The organism is uncultured Ruegeria sp. (assembly GCF_947497005.1).
Taxonomy (GTDB): domain Bacteria; phylum Pseudomonadota; class Alphaproteobacteria; order Rhodobacterales; family Rhodobacteraceae; genus Ruegeria.
On record NZ_CANMFF010000001.1, the window covers coordinates 389,976 to 407,200 of the forward strand.

At 57.4% G+C, this 17,225-nt stretch carries 17 protein-coding genes; 7 read left to right on the plus strand and 10 right to left on the minus strand.

The features are described from left to right. Positions 1 to 18: 18 nt before the first annotated feature. The 5 genes from Q0816_RS01955 to Q0816_RS01975 all read left to right on the plus strand — a co-directional run bounded on the left by Q0816_RS01955 (position 19) and on the right by Q0816_RS01975 (position 5,804). Entirely contained in the window at positions 19 to 1,383 is a 1,365-nt protein-coding gene (locus Q0816_RS01955; protein WP_298846980.1) for an FAD-dependent oxidoreductase, read from the plus strand. After that, complete coding sequence (locus Q0816_RS01960) at positions 1,383 to 2,357, plus strand: 2OG-Fe(II) oxygenase family protein (protein ID WP_298846983.1); 975 nt, start codon at positions 1,383 to 1,385, stop codon at positions 2,355 to 2,357. The genes Q0816_RS01955 and Q0816_RS01960 overlap by 1 nt, the downstream gene beginning before the upstream one ends. 89 nt (positions 2,358 to 2,446) lie before the next feature. Continuing rightward, positions 2,447 to 3,520 carry an AI-2E family transporter gene (locus Q0816_RS01965; protein ID WP_298846986.1) on the plus strand — a complete coding sequence of 358 codons (1,074 nt, stop codon included), beginning with the start codon at positions 2,447 to 2,449 and terminating at the stop codon, positions 3,518 to 3,520. After that, positions 3,521 to 4,210, plus strand: coding sequence for a DnaA/Hda family protein (locus tag Q0816_RS01970; protein WP_298846989.1), 690 nt, complete (start codon positions 3,521 to 3,523; stop codon positions 4,208 to 4,210). Positions 4,211 to 4,259: 49 nt separating this feature from the next. Next, positions 4,260 to 5,804, plus strand: a complete 1,545-nt coding sequence (locus Q0816_RS01975; RefSeq protein ID WP_298846992.1) for a Ppx/GppA family phosphatase — start codon at positions 4,260 to 4,262, stop codon at positions 5,802 to 5,804. 14 nt (positions 5,805 to 5,818) lie between these two features. On the opposite strand, the gene Q0816_RS01980 is transcribed toward Q0816_RS01975, so the two are convergent. The 6 genes from Q0816_RS01980 to scpA all read right to left on the minus strand — a co-directional run bounded on the left by Q0816_RS01980 (position 5,819) and on the right by scpA (position 11,283). Next, complete coding sequence (locus Q0816_RS01980) at positions 5,819 to 6,193, minus strand: hypothetical protein (protein WP_298846994.1); 375 nt, start codon at positions 6,191 to 6,193, stop codon at positions 5,819 to 5,821. Between the two features lie 37 nt (positions 6,194 to 6,230). Then, positions 6,231 to 7,232: an endonuclease/exonuclease/phosphatase family protein gene (locus Q0816_RS01985; RefSeq protein WP_298846997.1), complete on the minus strand. Its 1,002-nt coding sequence runs from the start codon at positions 7,230 to 7,232 to the stop codon at positions 6,231 to 6,233. 3 nt (positions 7,233 to 7,235) lie between these two features. Beyond that, positions 7,236 to 7,916, minus strand: coding sequence for a molecular chaperone DjiA (locus tag Q0816_RS01990; RefSeq protein WP_298847000.1), 681 nt, complete (start codon positions 7,914 to 7,916; stop codon positions 7,236 to 7,238). A 45-nt stretch (positions 7,917 to 7,961) separates the two neighbouring features. Beyond that, positions 7,962 to 8,450, minus strand: coding sequence for a GNAT family N-acetyltransferase (locus Q0816_RS01995; RefSeq protein WP_298847003.1), 489 nt, complete (start codon positions 8,448 to 8,450; stop codon positions 7,962 to 7,964). Next, positions 8,447 to 9,049: a VOC family protein gene (locus tag Q0816_RS02000; protein WP_298847006.1), complete on the minus strand. Its 603-nt coding sequence runs from the start codon at positions 9,047 to 9,049 to the stop codon at positions 8,447 to 8,449. The genes Q0816_RS01995 and Q0816_RS02000 overlap by 4 nt, the downstream gene beginning before the upstream one ends. A 107-nt stretch (positions 9,050 to 9,156) precedes the next feature. After that, positions 9,157 to 11,283 (minus strand): methylmalonyl-CoA mutase, encoded by a 2,127-nt coding sequence (gene scpA, locus Q0816_RS02005; RefSeq protein WP_298847009.1) that lies wholly within the window; start codon positions 11,281 to 11,283, stop codon positions 9,157 to 9,159. Between the two features lie 168 nt (positions 11,284 to 11,451). Between scpA and Q0816_RS02010 the strand changes: the two genes are divergently transcribed. After that, positions 11,452 to 11,898, plus strand: coding sequence for a DUF4174 domain-containing protein (locus tag Q0816_RS02010; RefSeq protein WP_298847012.1), 447 nt, complete (start codon positions 11,452 to 11,454; stop codon positions 11,896 to 11,898). Positions 11,899 to 11,974: 76 nt separating this feature from the next. Here Q0816_RS02010 and Q0816_RS02015 read toward each other — a convergent pair whose 3' ends face one another. Together Q0816_RS02015 and Q0816_RS02020 are read right to left on the minus strand one after the other, a co-directional pair. Further along, the gene (locus Q0816_RS02015) at positions 11,975 to 14,020 is read right to left on the minus strand and encodes an acetyl/propionyl/methylcrotonyl-CoA carboxylase subunit alpha (RefSeq protein ID WP_298847015.1); all 2,046 of its coding nucleotides are present in this window, start codon (positions 14,018 to 14,020) and stop codon (positions 11,975 to 11,977) included. Positions 14,021 to 14,136: 116 nt separating this feature from the next. Further along, a complete protein-coding gene (locus tag Q0816_RS02020; protein WP_298847018.1) occupies positions 14,137 to 14,340 on the minus strand; it encodes a hypothetical protein in 204 nt (67 codons plus the stop codon). Between the two features lie 650 nt (positions 14,341 to 14,990). Between Q0816_RS02020 and Q0816_RS02025 the strand changes: the two genes are divergently transcribed. After that, on the plus strand, positions 14,991 to 16,142 hold the full coding sequence (locus tag Q0816_RS02025; protein ID WP_298847023.1) for a DcaP family trimeric outer membrane transporter: 1,152 nt from the start codon (positions 14,991 to 14,993) through the stop codon (positions 16,140 to 16,142). Positions 16,143 to 16,229: 87 nt separating this feature from the next. Here the strand turns inward: Q0816_RS02025 and Q0816_RS02030 are convergent, their stop codons facing one another. Continuing rightward, positions 16,230 to 16,583, minus strand: coding sequence for a hypothetical protein (locus Q0816_RS02030; RefSeq protein WP_298847026.1), 354 nt, complete (start codon positions 16,581 to 16,583; stop codon positions 16,230 to 16,232). A gap of 133 nt (positions 16,584 to 16,716) precedes the next feature. Then, entirely contained in the window at positions 16,717 to 17,202 is a 486-nt protein-coding gene (locus Q0816_RS02035) for a DUF6497 family protein (RefSeq protein WP_298847028.1), read from the minus strand. Positions 17,203 to 17,225: the final 23 nt, after the last annotated feature.

Genomic DNA, 17,225 nt, shown 5'->3' on the forward strand with positions numbered 1-17,225 from the left:
AACCCCGAAGAGGCGCCGATGCAAACAATACAGGAACCCGCCCGCCAGATTCCCGTCATCCATCAAACCGATGTTCTGGTTGTGGGCTCCGGCCCCGGCGGGTTGGCCGCAGCATTGGCTGCAGCACGCGCGGGCGCCGAGGTGTCGTTGGTTGATCGGTTCGGTTGCATGGGCGGCAATATTACAGCGGTCGGCGTAGAAGGGTTCGCCTGGTACCGGCACGAGCAAACCATCGAAGCGGGCGGCATCGGGATGGAGTTTGAAAACCGCGCCAAGGACATGGGAGCCGCTGTCCCGGAAAGCCAGTCTCTCAGCTATGAGCTGGACAGCGAAGGCTTCAAGCTGGTGGCCGACAAGCTGGTCGAAGAGGCAGGCGTGCAACCGATGCTGCACCGCCAATTCGTGGCACCAATCATGGACGGCGACCGGATCACTGGCATCATCACCGAATCCAAAGCCGGGCGTGAAGCAATTCTGGCCAAGGTCGTAATTGACGCTACCGGCGACGCGGATGTAGCCCATCGCGCGGGGGCACCAACGCACAAAACTCCAAGAGAGGACATGATGGCCGCCTCGGTCATGTTTCATTTGGCAGGCGTCGATAAGCGCGCCTTTATGGAAGGCGTGAAAGCTGACCCGCAGACCTACAAGGACTGGGGCGGCGGCGGCGAGTGGAATATCGAGACCTCAGGAAAAGAGGACGACATGTTCTCACCTTTCGTCAAGAAACCTTTCCAGCAGGCGATTGATGAAGGATTGATTCCGCCGCATCTGAACACCATCGCGGGTACATGGGGCGCGATGCATGACACAGGCGAACTGACCTACATGAACCTGATCCATCTTGACCAGATCGACGGCACTGACCCTGACAGCCTGACGCGCGGTGAGATCGAAGGCCGCCGCCAGTCCATGCTGGCCATCGACGCTCTGCGCCGATTCATGCCCGGGTGCGAGAACGCGCGGCTGCGGAATTTCGGGATGACCATCGGTATCCGCGATACTCGGAAAATTGACGCGATGTATAACATGACCGAAAGTGATGCCCGCCATGAAGGCCGGTTCGAGGACACCATAGGGATCTATCCCGAATTCATCGACGGTTATGGCATCCTGATCCTGCCCACTACGGGGCGGTACATGCAAATCCCCTATAGATCGATGCTGCCGAAAGGGATTAAGGGCCTTCTTGTCGCGGGCCGGTCACATGGCGCAGACCGGGTTGCCCATGCCGCTACGCGCAACATGTCGTGTTGCGCTGTCATGGGTCAGGGCGCGGGCATAGCGGCAGCCCTGTCGCTGAAAACCAATCAGGAACTGGATCAATTGAACCTGGCACCTGTTCATACGGAACTAAAGCGTCAAGGGGTCAGGATTCACTGATGGACGGCATTCCGACGATTGACATCTCGCCATTGGCCGAGCCGAAAACTGCAGCCTACGATACGACGGTGCAGCGCATTCTTGAGGCCTGCACCGGGATCGGTTTTCTGTCCATCACCGGAACAGCGATTTCACAGAAAACTGTAGATCAGGTCCGCCAGACCACCCGAGAGATCTTTGCCATCAATGAGTCTCGAAAATGGGATCAGGCCATCATGCGCGAAAACTATCGCGGCTATATTCCGATGGGATTTTTCACACCCAACGATGGATCCGGCAAGGCGGATAAATATGAAGGTTACAAACTGCATCATGAGGTCGCGATTGACGCGCCGGTATGTGCAGAGTGTGCGTTGTACGGGCCGAACCTCTGGCCGGATGAAGTGCCCGGCGCCAAGGATATCATTCTGGACTATTGGAACCAGTTGGATCGCGTCACCGACTTGTTGCTGGCCGCGCTGGAGGCTGGTCTGGATCTGAAACCCGACATGCTGCGCAGCGCGTTCCGGAACCCAATGACCAATATGACCCTGCTGCATTATCCGCCGCAGGCTGTGGATGACGCGGGCTATGGCATCCATCCGCACAAGGACACGGACGCGCTGACCATCATTGCCCCTGACCCTGTGGGCGGGCTTGAGATACAAACCCGCAGCGGCGGGTGGATCACGCCGGGCTGTCCACCTGGCGGATTTGTGGTCAATATCGGCGACATGCTGGAGCTGTGGTCCGGCGGGCGATTGAAATCCACACCACATCGAGTGGTCAACCGGTCGGGCAAAGAACGGTACTCGTTCCCGTATTTCGCCGTGCCCCGTCATGATGTTATTGTTGAACCGTTGTTGCCATCCCTGCCCGGTTTCGACCGCCCTGCCGTCCATTGCGGCCACTGGTCGGCGGAAATCTGGCGCACCAACTGGTCTGATGAAACCGCCGACGCAGATACTCCGGAACTGGGAACACTGCAGGACTGAAGGCGACAAAGCCCGGCCAAATGAAGCGCTTGCATCATGGGCTTTGATGCGCCAAGAACACCTGCAACGGCCTGAACAGGGGGAACGCCATGGCTTTGCCGGTTAAGGATCAGCTGAGATACTGGAGCGTCGCCGCTGTGGTTTTTGTGTTGATCCTCTGGGCTTTGGGGGATGTCCTGCTGCCGTTCGTCATTGGCGGGGCCATTGCTTACTTCCTTGATCCCGTTGCGGATCGGCTGGAGCGGCTGGGCCTGTCACGCATGGCGGCCACAGCAATCATCACCGTTGTCGGCGTGCTGGGGTTTGTCCTGGCAATCTTGATGGTGGTGCCCGCCCTGATCACTCAGTTGCTGGATCTGATCGACGTTCTGCCCGATCTGTTCAAGCAATTGCGCGGCTTCGTCGAAAAACAATTCCCGTCCCTGCTGGATCGGGAATCAAACACGCATCAGATGCTGGTGTCTTTCGGCGAAACGTTGAAGTCCAAGACTGGGGATGTTCTGCAAACAGTTCTCGCCTCACTTGGGTCCGCGTTAAACATTGTGGTCCTGCTGGTGATTGTGCCGGTTGTGGCTGTTTACCTGCTGTTGGACTGGGACCGCATGATCGCTCGCATCGGCGAGCTGCTGCCCCGCGATCATGCCCCGATCATCAAGCGACTGGCCGCTGAGATTGACGCTGTTCTGGCCTCATTCGTACGCGGCATGGGCACGGTCTGCCTGATCCTTGGTACATATTACGCGGTCGCTTTGATGCTTGCTGGTCTGCAATTCGGTTTGATCGTGGGCTTCATCGCGGGATTGGTTACGTTCATTCCCTATCTGGGCGCCCTGATCGGCGGCTCACTGGCCATTGGGCTGGCGCTGTTCCAGTTCTGGGGCGATTGGGCTCATATTGGGCTGATCGCGGGTATTTTTGCAATCGGGCAGGTCACCGAAGGCAATTTCCTGACGCCCAAGCTGGTGGGCAGCTCTGTGGGGTTGCACCCGGTCTGGCTGTTGCTGGCGCTGTCGGTCTTTGGGGCGCTATTTGGCTTTGTCGGTATGCTGATCGCTGTTCCAGTGGCCGCTGCCTTGGGCGTACTGGCCCGATTTGCCACATCGCTGTACCTGGACAGCCGACTATACACCGGTCTTGAAGGTCAGGATCAGGAACCCGAGTAAATGGCCCGACAACTCAGCTTTGATCTGCCCGCCAAGACTGCGCTGGGGCGTGAAGATTTCTTTGTGTCACCTGCCAATGCGCTGGCCGTGGCGATGATCTCGGCCACGTCCTGGCCCGGCAACAAGCTGGTGCTGAGCGGCCCGGCCGGCGCGGGCAAAACCCACCTAGCGCACGTCTGGGCCGCTGAAACCGGCGGACGTATCATTCAGGCCACCGACCTGCGATATGACGATGTGCCGGAATTGGCGCGCAAGCCGATTGCGGTTGAAGACGTGCCCATGATCGCAGTCGATATCGACCAGCAGAAAACACTGTTTCACCTGCACAATCTTGTTCTGGCCGAGGGGCACGCCCTGCTGATGACAGGTCGGCTTGCACCGAAATTCTGGGAATTGCCGCTGGCGGATCTGCAAAGCAGGGTCGAAGGGGCCCATCATGTGGCGCTGGACCCACCCGACGATGCCCTGCTGGGCGCTGTGCTGGCCAAGCTGTTTGTTGATCGACAACTGAACCCCAGCCCGGATGTGATTGCCTATCTTGTCAAACATATGGATCGGCGATTTGAAACCGCAGCTGACGTGGTGGTGCAGCTGGATCAGCTGGCCCTGACTGAAAAACGCGATATCACTCGTGCTTTGGCCGTTCGGGTCTTGAACATGAGCCCGGATGAGATCGAGACAGGCGATTGACCCATGCCCGCCAATTTCGCATCCTCACGCAGCAATATCTGGAAGACACATGGATCAGACCGCTGTAACCGACATCCCTGACTGGGGACCTTTCGGAAAGCCACTGTTCGACGAGCCTGGAACGCGGGATTTGTCGCGTGTCGGAGTTGTCGATGTCGGGTCAAACTCGGTCCGGATGGTGATCTTTGACGGTGCCGCCAGATCGCCCGCCTATTTCTACAATGAGAAAGTCATGTGTGAACTGGGGGCTGGGCTGTCCGAAACCGGGCGATTGAACCCACGCGGACGCGAACGTGCGCTGGCGGCATTACGACGATTTCAGAATCTGGCAGTGGATCTGGATTTGCCGGGTCTGCATGTCGTGGCCACTGCAGCTGTGCGCGAAGCCAAAGACGGACCGGATTTTTGCGATCAGGTAAAGGCGGAAACCGGCCTGCACGTAGAGGTCATCAACGGAGAAGAAGAAGCCCGGTTTTCTGCGCAGGGTGTTTTGCTGGGGTGGCCCGGAGCCTATGGCCTGATTTGCGACATCGGCGGGTCGTCTATGGAGCTTGCTGAAATCGGGGACGGTCAGGTGGGCCGCCGCGTGACCTCGGCGCTCGGGCCGCTGAAACTGCGCGACATCAAGGGTGGGCGGCGCGCACGCAAGTCGCATATCAAAGCCACGATGGAAACGCTGCGTGACCAGATGGGTCCACAGCGGGATCGTCTGTTTCTGGTCGGCGGCAGCTGGCGTGCATTTGCCCGGCTGGACATGTTGCGGCGTGGGTATCCTTTGAACGTGCTGCATGAATATCGCATGACCACGAAACAGGTCCGCGAAACGATCAAGTTCATCGAAAAGAATGACCACGAAAAACTGCGCAGTAAGGCAGGTGTGTCCAGCTCGCGCATGTCGCTTATCCCCTATGCGATGGATGTGCTGGCGCGATTGATCCGCACGTTCAAGCCCAAGGATATTGCCATCTCCAGCTACGGCATCCGCGAAGGACTGTTGTACGAGCAGATGTCGCAGGAATTGCGGGACCGAGACCCGCTGATCGAAGCCAGCCTCTTTTCCGAGGCCAAGGATGCCCGCCTGCCCGGATTTGGCCGCAACCTCTATGATTTCGTGATGCCGCTGTTCAAATCTGCGCCCCCTAACAAGGTGCGTCTGATCCAGGCGGCGTGCCTGCTGCACGATGTCAGCTGGCGCGCCCATCCAGATTACCGGGCCGAGGTCTGTTTTGACAACGTCACCCGCGCCAATCTGGGTGGTTTGAAGCATTCCGAACGTGTCTTTATCGGGCTGGCTTTGCAGCATCGGTATCGTAACAAACGCGAAGGTAACCGGTTTGCGCCTTTGTATGAGTTGCTGGATGAAAAGGACCAGAAACAGGCCGAGATTCTGGGCAAGGCCATGCGCTTTGGTGCGATGCTGTGGATGCACAATGACGCCAATATGGGGCGCCTGAAATTCTATCCCAAGAAGCGCGAGTTGGAGTTGTATCTGCCCAAAGCAGCAGCACCCCTGTTCAGCGAAGTGGCCGATTCTCGTTTGAACTCTTTGGCAAACGCCCTGAAATCCGACACACGGGTGATCATCAGAGGCTGACCCCCCTACCCCGATCAGATATCGGTCGCCCCTTCAGGTGCTTCTTCGTCCTGTTCATTGGGGGTCGGTGAATCCTCATCCGGCTTCTTGCGGATGATGATATCACCGTTCGGCAAGATCTCGGGCACTTCATAGGCGCTCCAATCCTTGATCTCAGCCCCTAGTTCGACCAACGCCGGGCCCATTTCCTGCAGGAACGACTGCATCGCCGGGCCAAACTCATCCGCCAGGTCAAGCAATTCATCCAGTGCCGGTTCCATTTCCTTGCGCAGACCTTCGAAAAACAGTTCCGCCCCTTGCTCCATCAGGGATTTGCCATTGTCTTCCTGCGCTGCAGCAGGTGCGCACAAGACGGCTGAGATCACGCTGGTCAGCAAAATGTGTTTCATACCGAACATATAGTTTCCCTGTCGCGGGCTGGAAAGGTCACAGGTCGATATCCAGTGTCACCGGGAAATGATCAGACGCCGTCAGCAGCGCTTGCCGTAAATCCGGCTCGGACCAACAAGCCGTATCACGAAACGGATGCCAGATCCGCCAGGCCGGGCGGTATGCACGCAAATCCTGGGTGATCATTACATAGTCCAGCAACGCTTCGAGAAACCTGCCCTCATCGGGGCGAGCAAAGCGTGCCGTTGAGGGCACTGATCCGGGCCGCAACCCATGGGCGGTGACGGCATGTGGGTCGAACAGGCCTGCTTGCAACAAAATTTCAACCGATGAACGACCGAACAGATGCTCGAACTCGTCCAATCCCGGGCCATCGTTCAGATCTCCAAGCAGAATTACAGGTTCCTCGTTGGCGACATGCGTCTTGACCCGTCTGGCCAGCCAAACCGCCTGCGCCAGTTGCTTGCGGCGATTGGCGATCGAAATGCGTATCGCCTCATCCCGCGACCCTGCCCCATGAGGGGCCTTGGATTTCAAATGAGCCCCAATCAACCGAATGTCATGACCTGATTGCGTCGTTACCGCCAGTTCCATTGGCGGTTTGGAGAACCGCACCACATCTTCGGTCGCATCGACGTCCAGATCAATTCTGAACTCACCATCAAACCGGGGGGTCGACGCGTCCGTGATGTCACCCTTGGGATCGTGGCGCGCGGTCAGAACGTTTCTGTCGTATAAAAGTGCCAGTTCCTGATGCGTGTCATTGGCAAACCCCATTATTGCATTTGACGTACGCAGATTAAATGCCTCGGCAAAAGCCTGCAGGGCGCGGACCGTATTCTGACGTTTGCCAGTGTTCGGAGCCTCGACTATCAATACCGCGTCGGCATCGATCGCAGTCAATACTTTTGCAATCGCTTCGATTTGCTGAGCCTTGGTGACATTATGCCGCCCGGACCAACTGTCATCGACGATCAGATTGTCATTCTTGTCGAACAGATTGGCGAACCATTCGATATTATAGGTCGCCAGTCGCATCCGTCAGACCCGCGCGTCGTTGATCTCATCCCAGGCGCGGTTGATGTCGATCATCTTTTTCTCGGCCAGTCGGATCGCCTCTTCCGGGACGCCCCGGGCCATCATGGCGTCCGGGTGCGTTTCGCGGACCAGTTGCCGCCAGATCTTGCGGATATCCGGCAATGGCATGTCATGCGGAACACCCAGAACCGTGTAAGGATCATTCGGCGCATCGGGCACGAAGCGAGCACGCAACGCTTTGAATTGGGCGTCGGTCTGCCCAAAAATCTGACTGACATCCTCCAGAAACGCATTCTCATTCGGATGATAGAAGCCATCTGCCATCGCGATATGGAACAACCCTTCCATCAAATCGCAAAGCGTGGTGCTGTCTTCGGCAAACATCCGGGCGATTTTACCGGCGTAATCCTGATAACCTGCAACGTCCGTGCGGGCCATGTTGAAGACCCGCGCGGCGCCGTCTTCATCCTCTCGCGCGATCTGGAACACGTCGCGGAAGGCGGTGACCTCGTCTCGGGTCACCTGACCGTCTGCCTTGGCCATTTTTGCGCCCAGTGCGATCACAGCGATCGTGAATGCCACTGACCGTTCGGGTGGCGAGCGCAACTTTTCAAAAACTGCGGTCAGGCTTTCGCCTTGGGCCAGCGCGCTCAGCGCATCGGATATGCGAGTCCAGATAGACATGGGCGTACACTAGCGTCAGAGATTGCAGCTGTCAGGTGCGACAGATCACTCCGGTGAAAGAATTTTCTGCATCAACACAAGATCCAGCCGCTGGCCCCACTTGAACCCAACCTCGGGCATGCAGCCTACCTGCGAAAAACCGAGCGCCGCGTGAAATGCCACCGCGCCCGGATTGGCCGAAGATATGCCTGCAACCAGAACATGTACACCGTCAGTTCGGGCGACGTCCTCCAGCGCGGCCATCAGCACGCGCCCAACGCCCCGTTCGCGCGCATCCGGCGACAGTTGGATCGAATGTTCGCACGTCTGAGCGTACCCGGGGCCGGCGCGAAACGGGGCATAGGTGGCGAAACCCAAGACGTGCTCATCATGCTCAGCAACCAGATACCCGTTGCCGCGCGCCTCGATATCCGCTGCAATTTGCTCAGCGCTGCGCTCATCAGTTGTGAAGGTGACCAATGTCTCGCGAATGATCGCGTTGGTGATCCGGGTGATAGCGGGCGCGTCCGGCGCCCCGGCCGGGCGGATGATCATTCCAGCACCCGAATCCCGTGAGGTGTCTCGAACTCCGCCCGGAGCGCCGCTGGGCCAGTGTCAAAAACTACCCGATCCAGCTCACCCAGATGTTTGGCCAACGTCAGGGCGTCGGGGTGATACACAACCAAACGCTGCAACCGACACATACAGTCCGGCAGCATGTTCGCCGGGTGAAGGTCGCCTTGCCACTCGATAAGGGCGGGAAACAGGTTATCGAACGGCAAACGCCCGTTTGGTGGAACAGCCATACGCCATCGCAAGGCGCCGCGGGTCAGGTCGATGGGCTGCCCAACACCATCGGGAAACACCGAAAGCGAGGCTTCGATATCTTCAACCCGGCAAATCCAGTTGGTCAAACGCGGGCTGCCCTGAAAGAGATCCAGATCAAACCATCGTGTTCTATCCGGAGTTTGCGCCTGCGGGTCAATGGCAATCGCCTCCAGATAGAGACCATCTCCAAGGCCCAGCAATCTGTTATATGTGCCAAATTTTTCATGCTTGCCGCCGGGTTGCAACGCAACGCCAAGCGCCTGTTCGATATGGGCAGACGCGTCTTCAAGCGTTTCGCCCGCGACGGCCAGATGATCCAGTAACATGCGCCACCTCCTGCAAAATTTACGGCCAGACCCTTGCGGATCTGGCCGTACTTTTTCGATAAAGACACACGATCACAAGATTTTTCGAAGAAAAATCCTGACCTACGTCAGCCTCCGGCTTTGCTGATCAGGCGCAGGATGTCCTGAGCAGCCTCCGGAATGTTGGTGCCTGGGCCGAAAATGGCCTTAACACCATGGTCGTACAGGAACTGATAATCCTGCTGTGGGATCACCCCACCACAGATCACGATAATGTCTTCGGCCCCTGCTTTCTTAAGTTCTTCGACCAACTGCGGGGCCAATGTCTTGTGGCCTGCCGCCTGAGACGAAATGCCGACAACATGCACATCGTTGTCTACGGCGTCCTGTGCCGCCTCGGCGGGTGTCTGGAACAGAGGGCCTACATCCACATCGAACCCGATGTCGGCAAAGGCCGTGGCGATAACCTTGGCGCCGCGATCATGCCCGTCCTGACCCATCTTGACCACCAACAGACGGGGGCGACGACCCTCGACCTCGGCAAAGTCTTCGATGGATTTCTGAATGGCGGCAAAGCCTTCATCGCCTTCATAGGCCGCGCCATAGACACCGGCCAGCGTCTTCACTTCGGCGCGGTGACGACCAAATTCTTTCTCCATTGCCATGCTGATCTCTCCTACGGATGCACGGGCGCGGGCGGCTTCGACCGCAGCGGCCAACAGGTTTCCGCCCTCGCGGGCAGTTGTGGTCAGAGCGTCCAGCGCTTGAAGGCAAGCCGCTTCATCACGCGTAGCACGAATGCGTTCCAACCGCGCGACCTGAGCCTCGCGCACAGCGACGTTGTCGACGTCCAGAATATCGATCGGGTCTTCCTGTTCCTTGCGGTATTTGTTGACGCCGACGATCACCTCATCGCCCCGGTCGATCATCGCCTGACGGCGGGCGGCGCTTTCTTCGATGCGCAGCTTGGGCATACCCGAGGCAACGGCCTTGGTCATGCCGCCCATTTCCTCGACCTCTTCCATCAGGGTCCAGGCTTTTTCGACCAACTCACTGGTCAGGCTTTCGATGTAGTAAGAGCCTGCCAACGGATCGACCACATCGGTCACGCCAGTTTCCTCTTGCAACACAAGCTGCGTGTTCCGAGCGATACGGGCCGAGAAATCGGTGGGCAGGGCAATCGCCTCGTCCAACGCGTTGGTGTGCAGCGACTGGGTGCCGCCCAGAACCGCGCTCATCGCCTCATAGGCGGTGCGGATCACGTTGTTGTAGGGGTCTTGTTCCTGCAAGCTGACGCCCGAGGTCTGGCAGTGGGTTCGCAACATCTTGGAGCGTTCGGATTTTGCCCCAAAGTCGGTCATAACACGGTGCCACAGCGTCCGTGCAGCACGCAGCTTGGCGATCTCCATGAAGAAATTCATGCCAATGGCGAAGAAGAAGGACAGACGGCCTGCGAATTTGTCCACGTCCATCCCCGCCTGCGTCGCAGCGCGGACGTACTCGCGCCCGTCCGCCAGCGTATAGGCCAGTTCCTGCACCAGGTTCGCCCCGGCCTCCTGCATATGATAGCCTGAGATCGAGATCGAGTTGAACTTGGGCATCTCGTTCGACGTATAGTCGATGATGTCCGCGATGATCTTCATCGACGGTTCAGGCGGATAGATATAGGTGTTGCGCACCATGAACTCTTTCAGAATGTCGTTCTGAATGGTGCCGGATAGCACGGACTTGTCATGGCCCTGCTCTTCACCCGCAACAATGAAACTGGCCAGGATCGGAACAACTGCGCCGTTCATCGTCATTGATACCGAGACCTTGTCCAACGGAATACCGTCGAACAGGATCTTCATGTCTTCGACACTGTCGATTGCGACACCGGCTTTGCCGACATCACCAACGACGCGGGGATGGTCGCTGTCGTATCCACGGTGCGTTGCAAGATCGAATGCGACCGAGACGCCCTGCTGCCCCGCCGCCAGATTGCGGCGGTAAAACGCGTTGGATTCCTCGGCTGTTGAAAAGCCAGCATATTGGCGGATCGTCCAGGGACGGCCTGCATACATCGTGGCCTTCACACCGCGTGTGAACGGTCCAAAACCCGGCAACGAGCCCATATGCGGCAGATCGGCTGTGTCTTCCTGCGTATAGAGCGGCTTGACGTCGATGCCTTCCAGCGTCTCTTTAGTCAGGTCGTCCAACGGACGTCCACGCAGTTCTTTCTCGGCCAGCGCTTTCCAGTCCTTGGTGTCGGTCATTTCGTTTTCCTCTCGTCAATTCGGATGGCGGCAGTCGAAGTCTTCCGCATTGAGGTCTTGCACTTGGCCGTTTCATTCAGGCGCACGCGCGACATTTTGAGTGTTTGGTATAAATCGTCGGTCGCAATCGCGCGCTCAGAGGCTATATTCGAAGGAACAGGAGGCCATATGACACGCACGCTTGCCTTTGTTTTCTCGGCACTAATCCCGCTGTCCGTCTGGGCGGCAGATGGAACGGCGACTACGGATGACAGCTTTGTCCTCCCAGTCGGTGACAGTGAACTCAGCGAATATCTATGGGTCAGCCGCCCCATTGTTGTCTTTGCCGACACACCCGCCGATCCGCGTTTCCAGCAGCAGATCGACATGTTGGTTGAAGGCGAGGCAGCCATGCGGGATCGTGACGTGGTGGTTTTGACTGATACCGACCCGTCGGCGCGGTCCCCGATCCGGTCACAGTTGCGCCCGCGCGGGTTCCAGATGGTGTTTGTCGACAAGGATGGTGTAGTCAAACTGCGCAAACCCAGCCCGTGGAGCGTTCGCGAGATTGGCCGGTCTATCGACAAAACCCCCCTGCGCGAGCGCGAAATTCGCGACCGCCGCGAGGGCGGTTGAGCGCTTTCGGCATATCCCACCGCCCCGGCACAACGCTCCGGGACGGTTGAATTGTATGTTGAAAGCGCAGTCATGATCACTCGAACTCGATGATCACTTCGTCCACGGCGAGGCTGTCGCCGGGGCCTGCATTGATCTTGGCAACGGTGCCCTTCTTCTCGGCACGCAGGATGTTTTCCATCTTCATCGCCTCGATGGTGCACAGTGCCTGACCTTCCTGCACTTCCTGCCCTACTTCGACGTCAATCTTCACGATCAGGCCGGGCATCGGGCAGAGCAGCATTTTCGAAGTATCCGGCGGCAGTTTTTCCGGCATCAGCTTGGCCAATTCCGCCTGACGCGGACGTCGCACCCGCACCTTCATATCGGCACCGCGGTTGCGAATGCGGAACCCGCCTGAAATCTTACCGACCTTCAGAACCAACGGGCTGCCGTCAACGTCCAACATCGCCAATTGATCGCCCGGTGTCCAATCCGAAGAAACGCGAATGGTTGTATCGTCTTCGAACTTGACCGTTGCGCCTTCTTTGTCAGCATTAACCTGAACCGGGAATTCGAGGCCTTCCAGTGAAACGACCCAGCGCTTGCCGACTTTGCGTTCATGGTTGTCCATGCGGCCTGAAACTCGAGTGCGACGAATTTCTTCAATACGATGCATCGCCGCGCAAGAAGCTGCAATCCGACGAAGATCAAGTTCAGGCAGCGCTACACCTTCGAACCCGTCCGGATATTCTTCGGCAATGAACGCAGTAGTCATGTCGCCACTGATAAATTTCGGGTGATCCATCACAGCCGACAGGAACGGCAGGTTGTGACCGATGCCTTCCACCTCGAAACTGTCCAGCGCCACACGCATCGCTTCGATCGCCTGTTCGCGAGTTGGCGCCCAAGTGCAGAGCTTGGCGATCATCGGGTCGTAATACATGCTGATCTCGCCGCCCTCATAGACGCCAGTATCATTGCGCACAGCGGCTTCACCTTCCGGCGCATCGCCTTGCCATTTGCCGTTGACCAGCATCGGGCCAGCCGCTGTTTCTTGCGGAGGGCGATAACGCGACAGGCGACCAATCGACGGAAGGAAGCCCCGATACGGGTCTTCAGCATACAGGCGATTCTCAATGGCCCAGCCAGTCAGTGTGACGTCATCCTGCGTGATCGTCAGCTTCTCGCCCGCTGCTACACGGATCATCTGTTCGACCAGATCGACGCCGGTGATCAGTTCAGTAACGGGGTGCTCCACCTGCAAACGAGTGTTCATTTCGAGGAAGTAGAAGTTCTTGTCTCCGTCCACGATGAATTCGACCGTGCCTGCGCTGGCGTAGTTCACAGCCTGGGCCAGCGCGACAGCCTGTTCGCCCATCGCCTTGCGGGTTTCCGGATCAAGGAAGGGTGATGGTGCCTCTTCAACCACCTTCTGGTTCCGGCGCTGGATCGAACATTCACGCTCGCCCAGATAGATGCCGTTGCCATGGCTGTCACACAAAACCTGAATTTCGATGTGGCGCGGTTGTGTCACGAACTTCTCGATAAAAATCCGGTCATCACCAAACGAGTTTGCAGCCTCGTTCTTGGACGATTGGAAACCCTCGCGCGCCTCTTCGTCGGTCCACGCAATTCGCATGCCCTTACCACCGCCACCGGCACTGGCCTTGATCATGACAGGATAACCGATTTCGTTCGAGATCTTCACCGCCTCGTCCGCGTCTTCGATCAGGCCCATGTAACCGGGAACAGTCGAAACACCAGCCTCTTGTGCAATCTTTTTCGAGGTGATCTTGTCACCCATGCTTTCGATCGCACCAACCGGAGGGCCGACAAATGCGACGCCTTCAGCCTCGAGTGCTTGGGCGAACTTCGAGTTTTCTGACAGGAACCCATAGCCCGGGTGCACCGCCTGCGCACCGCTTTGACGTATGGCATCCATAACCTTGTCGATCACGATATAGGACTGGTTGGCCGGCGGCGGGCCGATATGCACGGCCTCATCTGCCATCGACACATGCAGCGCGTTCTTGTCCGCGTCCGAGAAAATGGCAACGGTGCCGATACCCATCTTGCGAGCGGTCTTGATGACACGGCAGGCGATTTCGCCCCGGTTGGCGATCAGGATCTTATTGAACATGGAACGTCCTTTGGCTTGGTGTTCTGGAAACGCAAAACGCCGCCGCAGGGAATGATCCCGACGACGGCGTGATGCGCGATGACGGTCGAGGCGACAGGCGCCTCGAAATAATTTCGTTAGTTACAGGTGTTCTGCGTTTTGCAGTAAAGCACGTTGCCCGCCGCACCGACGGCTGCGCCAAACAACGGGTCGGCGCTGAGGACCGCTGCCCCAACCGCCCCTGCGCCACCGCCCAGGATCGCTTGTTCACCCGTGGTGTCACCGCAGGCAGCCAAGCCTGCGCAGGTCGCTGCAACGAGGAAAATTTTTGAGATTCGCATAGTGACTGCCCTTTTGGTTGTTTTGCTTCGTTTGCGCTCTGATGCGCGCAACGCGGCTTGTTATTCAATATCAACCAGCGCGCAGGTCCGTTTTGTGCAAGATTTTGCTGCTTTTTGCTTGCGGGGCGCACAAAGAAAAACGCGGACAGGTCTTTGTGGGGAACACAAGCCTGCCCGCGCAAGGAAGGGGTACGGAATAGTAGGTGCATGTGCGGCGCAGGCAAAGTAGAGCCGCACGGCCTGATCAGTTTGCACAGCACAATCTCACCGGCAAACACAGTATTGTTTCCTTTTGGCATCTCGGCTGGTTTCTGCCCATATCGCGGCACGTCGCGCAGATTTGCGCCGACACCAATTCGTCTCTGAACAGAGGCGGACAACCAAAGTCGCGTCACAGTTTCGTGACAAAACAAGCCGCTCACAATTCTTTTTGCAATTGCAGCATCACGAATCCCGCTCAGCTCTTGAGATAAAGAACCGCCTTGTCTCAACGCGTTATCGAGGCAGTTCAAGGCCACGTGATTCAACACAGTGAAAAACACACATTTACTTGAAAAATAAGGACATTCTCTTCTCGTTCTCGTGATTTCCCACGAATTCCTCTGCGTGAAACGGTCCCCGTGCACACTCGCACTCAAAGGAACACCCACATGACGACTAAAAGAATAAAGGCACTCCTGCTCGCTGCCTCTGCGCTCAGTGTGACCAGCACGCTTGCCGTTGCTCAGGATGCCCAAACCCAGGCCGAGCTTGATGCTTTGCGCGCCCGGGTCGAAGCGCTGGAATCCGCCAAGAGCGGTCCGGCCAATGGAGATTTTCGCATCGGCAACACCGTTTTGGACGTTTACGGTTACGTGAAAGCCGATTTTTTCTATGATTTCGAGTTCGATCAAGGCGATACGGCATTCGTGAATGTCATCGGCGAGCCCTCGGCCGCGACGGATGGCACATTTGGTGCCACGGTCCGCCAATCGCGGATCGGATTGCGCACCACCACCCCAAGCGGTATCGGCGATATCGGCGGGCAGTTGGAACTTGATCTGTTCGGTTCGGGAGGCACGGCTGAATTGCGCGTACGTCACGCAAATATCACCATCGGTGACAACTGGCTGATCGGTCAGACATGGACCAACTTCATGCCGCTGGACACGTACCCGACCTCGGTCGAATTCAACGGTCCCGTTGGTATTCCCTTCGCGCGTGTTCCACAGGTCCGCTATACAAATTCCTTCGGGACAAACACGTCTTTTTCTGTTTCGATCGAAGAGAACGTCAGCGGCTCGAACTCGGACGATCCGGTTTTGACCGCAGCTGCCGAGTACAACGACGGGACATATGTCGCGCGCATTTCGGGCCTCTACGGCAAAGCAGAATCCGGCAACGTTGAAGTTGATCAGACCGGCTTTACTGTTTCCGGTTCCATTCGCCCATGGCAGGGTGGCCTGTTCCAAGTCAACTATGTCAACGGCGAGGCGATCGGCCCGTATCTGATCGGCCTTGGTGATGCCATCGTCAACGGTCAGGCCAATGACGTGGATGGGTACACCATCGAATTCCGTCAGGACCTGAGCCCGAAATGGAACGTAGGTATTTCCTATGGTCGGGAAGATTATGATCTGGCGACCTCGACCGGCACCCTGTCGTTTACCGAGCTGGAAACGATCCACGTCAATGCTTTCTACAAAGCAACCGACAATCTGACACTCAGCGCTGAATACATATATGGCGAGCGGAACGACGCGCCAACTGGTAGAACCTTTGATGGAAACCGGGTTCAACTTGCAGCTCAGCTGAACTTCTGATGCCACACACGGATCCTGCCCGGCTTCGGGCAGGATCATCCCGAAACCGGATGTCACAGGCTGATATGCGGCAATCAGAGTCATGATTCAGGTCGCCCCGTCGATCACATCCGGAAAGGACGCGCGTGCAGCCGTCACATCGATCACAAGCAAAGCGTCGTAGCTTGCCGGATCAAATGGATCTTCTGCAGGGATGACTTCGCGTTCGAACAGCCAGTTCAGGCGCCCTGCATCAAGATTGCCCCGCTCGAACGGCTGATCGCCGAAATGAGCCCACAGTGCTTGCATGAACGCGGTGTCTGCACGCCTGTCTGCCGGTCTACGATCCCGAAACCGATCCCGACGTGTCAGCGGTGTAACGCCCTTGGGATTGGCGCGGCGAATGGTGAACTGAAAGTCAGTGCCCGTTAGACGACCAGGAAACCCGCGATGTTTCAACATGGCGACACTCCTTGCCCCAATTTCGCAGACATAAGAATTTCGAAACCGAAAAGGGAAGGGATCATATTGCGCACCTCCAAAGCCGCACCGTTGGTCTGAGATGCTTTGAAATCATGACACCAAATGCACATGGTCAAAGCCCCTCCCAGATACACCGGGACTGCTCCAGCCGGTAGGCTTCAAAATACTGTGTCGCATCCGGAGCGGTATCGCCAAATTCCACCGGGCGATCAGACAGAGATATGACAATTCTTGCTGGCTGCAGCTCATGCTGAGCCACGTATGGAACCGCCAGTATCTGGCACAAATGCTCCATATCCTTAGACGCTACATCGTAACCGATCCGCCCGACTGACGCCCCGATCTTCGGGGCGATAAAGCGAAACCGCACCCAAAGTTCACCGGGGTTGTTGTCCAGCATGACATTGTTCAGATGAACCGGCTGACCGGACGGAACCGGCAACGACTTGTCAGTCTGGGCGAAAACAGGCGCGCTGATCGTGAATAACACCAGACAAATGGCGCGACCCCAGACCCGCCGAGGGCAGGCTCCTCCTTCCGGGATCGCGCGCGCAGTGCGATTGGCCTGCGCGGTTCTATGTCTGATGGGTCGGATCATTCAACTATTTGCCGCTTTTTGTC

Excerpts from the sequence above, each read along its gene's own strand:
- Q0816_RS01955 (WP_298846980.1), top strand. The coding sequence starts at position 19 with ATGCAAACAATACAGGAACCCGCCCGCCAGATTCCCGTCATCCATCAA.
- Q0816_RS01960 (WP_298846983.1), top strand. The coding sequence starts at position 1,383 with ATGGACGGCATTCCGACGATTGACATCTCGCCATTGGCCGAGCCGAAA.
- Q0816_RS01965 (WP_298846986.1), top strand. The coding sequence starts at position 2,447 with ATGGCTTTGCCGGTTAAGGATCAGCTGAGATACTGGAGCGTCGCCGCT.
- Q0816_RS01970 (WP_298846989.1), top strand. The coding sequence starts at position 3,521 with ATGGCCCGACAACTCAGCTTTGATCTGCCCGCCAAGACTGCGCTGGGG.
- Q0816_RS01975 (WP_298846992.1), top strand. The coding sequence starts at position 4,260 with ATGGATCAGACCGCTGTAACCGACATCCCTGACTGGGGACCTTTCGGA.
- Q0816_RS01980 (WP_298846994.1), bottom strand. The coding sequence starts at position 6,193 with ATGAAACACATTTTGCTGACCAGCGTGATCTCAGCCGTCTTGTGCGCA.
- Q0816_RS01985 (WP_298846997.1), bottom strand. The coding sequence starts at position 7,232 with ATGCGACTGGCGACCTATAATATCGAATGGTTCGCCAATCTGTTCGAC.
- Q0816_RS01990 (WP_298847000.1), bottom strand. The coding sequence starts at position 7,916 with ATGTCTATCTGGACTCGCATATCCGATGCGCTGAGCGCGCTGGCCCAA.
- Q0816_RS01995 (WP_298847003.1), bottom strand. The coding sequence starts at position 8,450 with ATGATCATCCGCCCGGCCGGGGCGCCGGACGCGCCCGCTATCACCCGG.
- Q0816_RS02000 (WP_298847006.1), bottom strand. The coding sequence starts at position 9,049 with ATGTTACTGGATCATCTGGCCGTCGCGGGCGAAACGCTTGAAGACGCG.
- scpA (WP_298847009.1), bottom strand. The coding sequence starts at position 11,283 with ATGACCGACACCAAGGACTGGAAAGCGCTGGCCGAGAAAGAACTGCGT.
- Q0816_RS02010 (WP_298847012.1), top strand. The coding sequence starts at position 11,452 with ATGACACGCACGCTTGCCTTTGTTTTCTCGGCACTAATCCCGCTGTCC.
- Q0816_RS02015 (WP_298847015.1), bottom strand. The coding sequence starts at position 14,020 with ATGTTCAATAAGATCCTGATCGCCAACCGGGGCGAAATCGCCTGCCGT.
- Q0816_RS02020 (WP_298847018.1), bottom strand. The coding sequence starts at position 14,340 with ATGCGAATCTCAAAAATTTTCCTCGTTGCAGCGACCTGCGCAGGCTTG.
- Q0816_RS02025 (WP_298847023.1), top strand. The coding sequence starts at position 14,991 with ATGACGACTAAAAGAATAAAGGCACTCCTGCTCGCTGCCTCTGCGCTC.
- Q0816_RS02030 (WP_298847026.1), bottom strand. The coding sequence starts at position 16,583 with ATGTTGAAACATCGCGGGTTTCCTGGTCGTCTAACGGGCACTGACTTT.
- Q0816_RS02035 (WP_298847028.1), bottom strand. The coding sequence starts at position 17,202 with ATGATCCGACCCATCAGACATAGAACCGCGCAGGCCAATCGCACTGCG.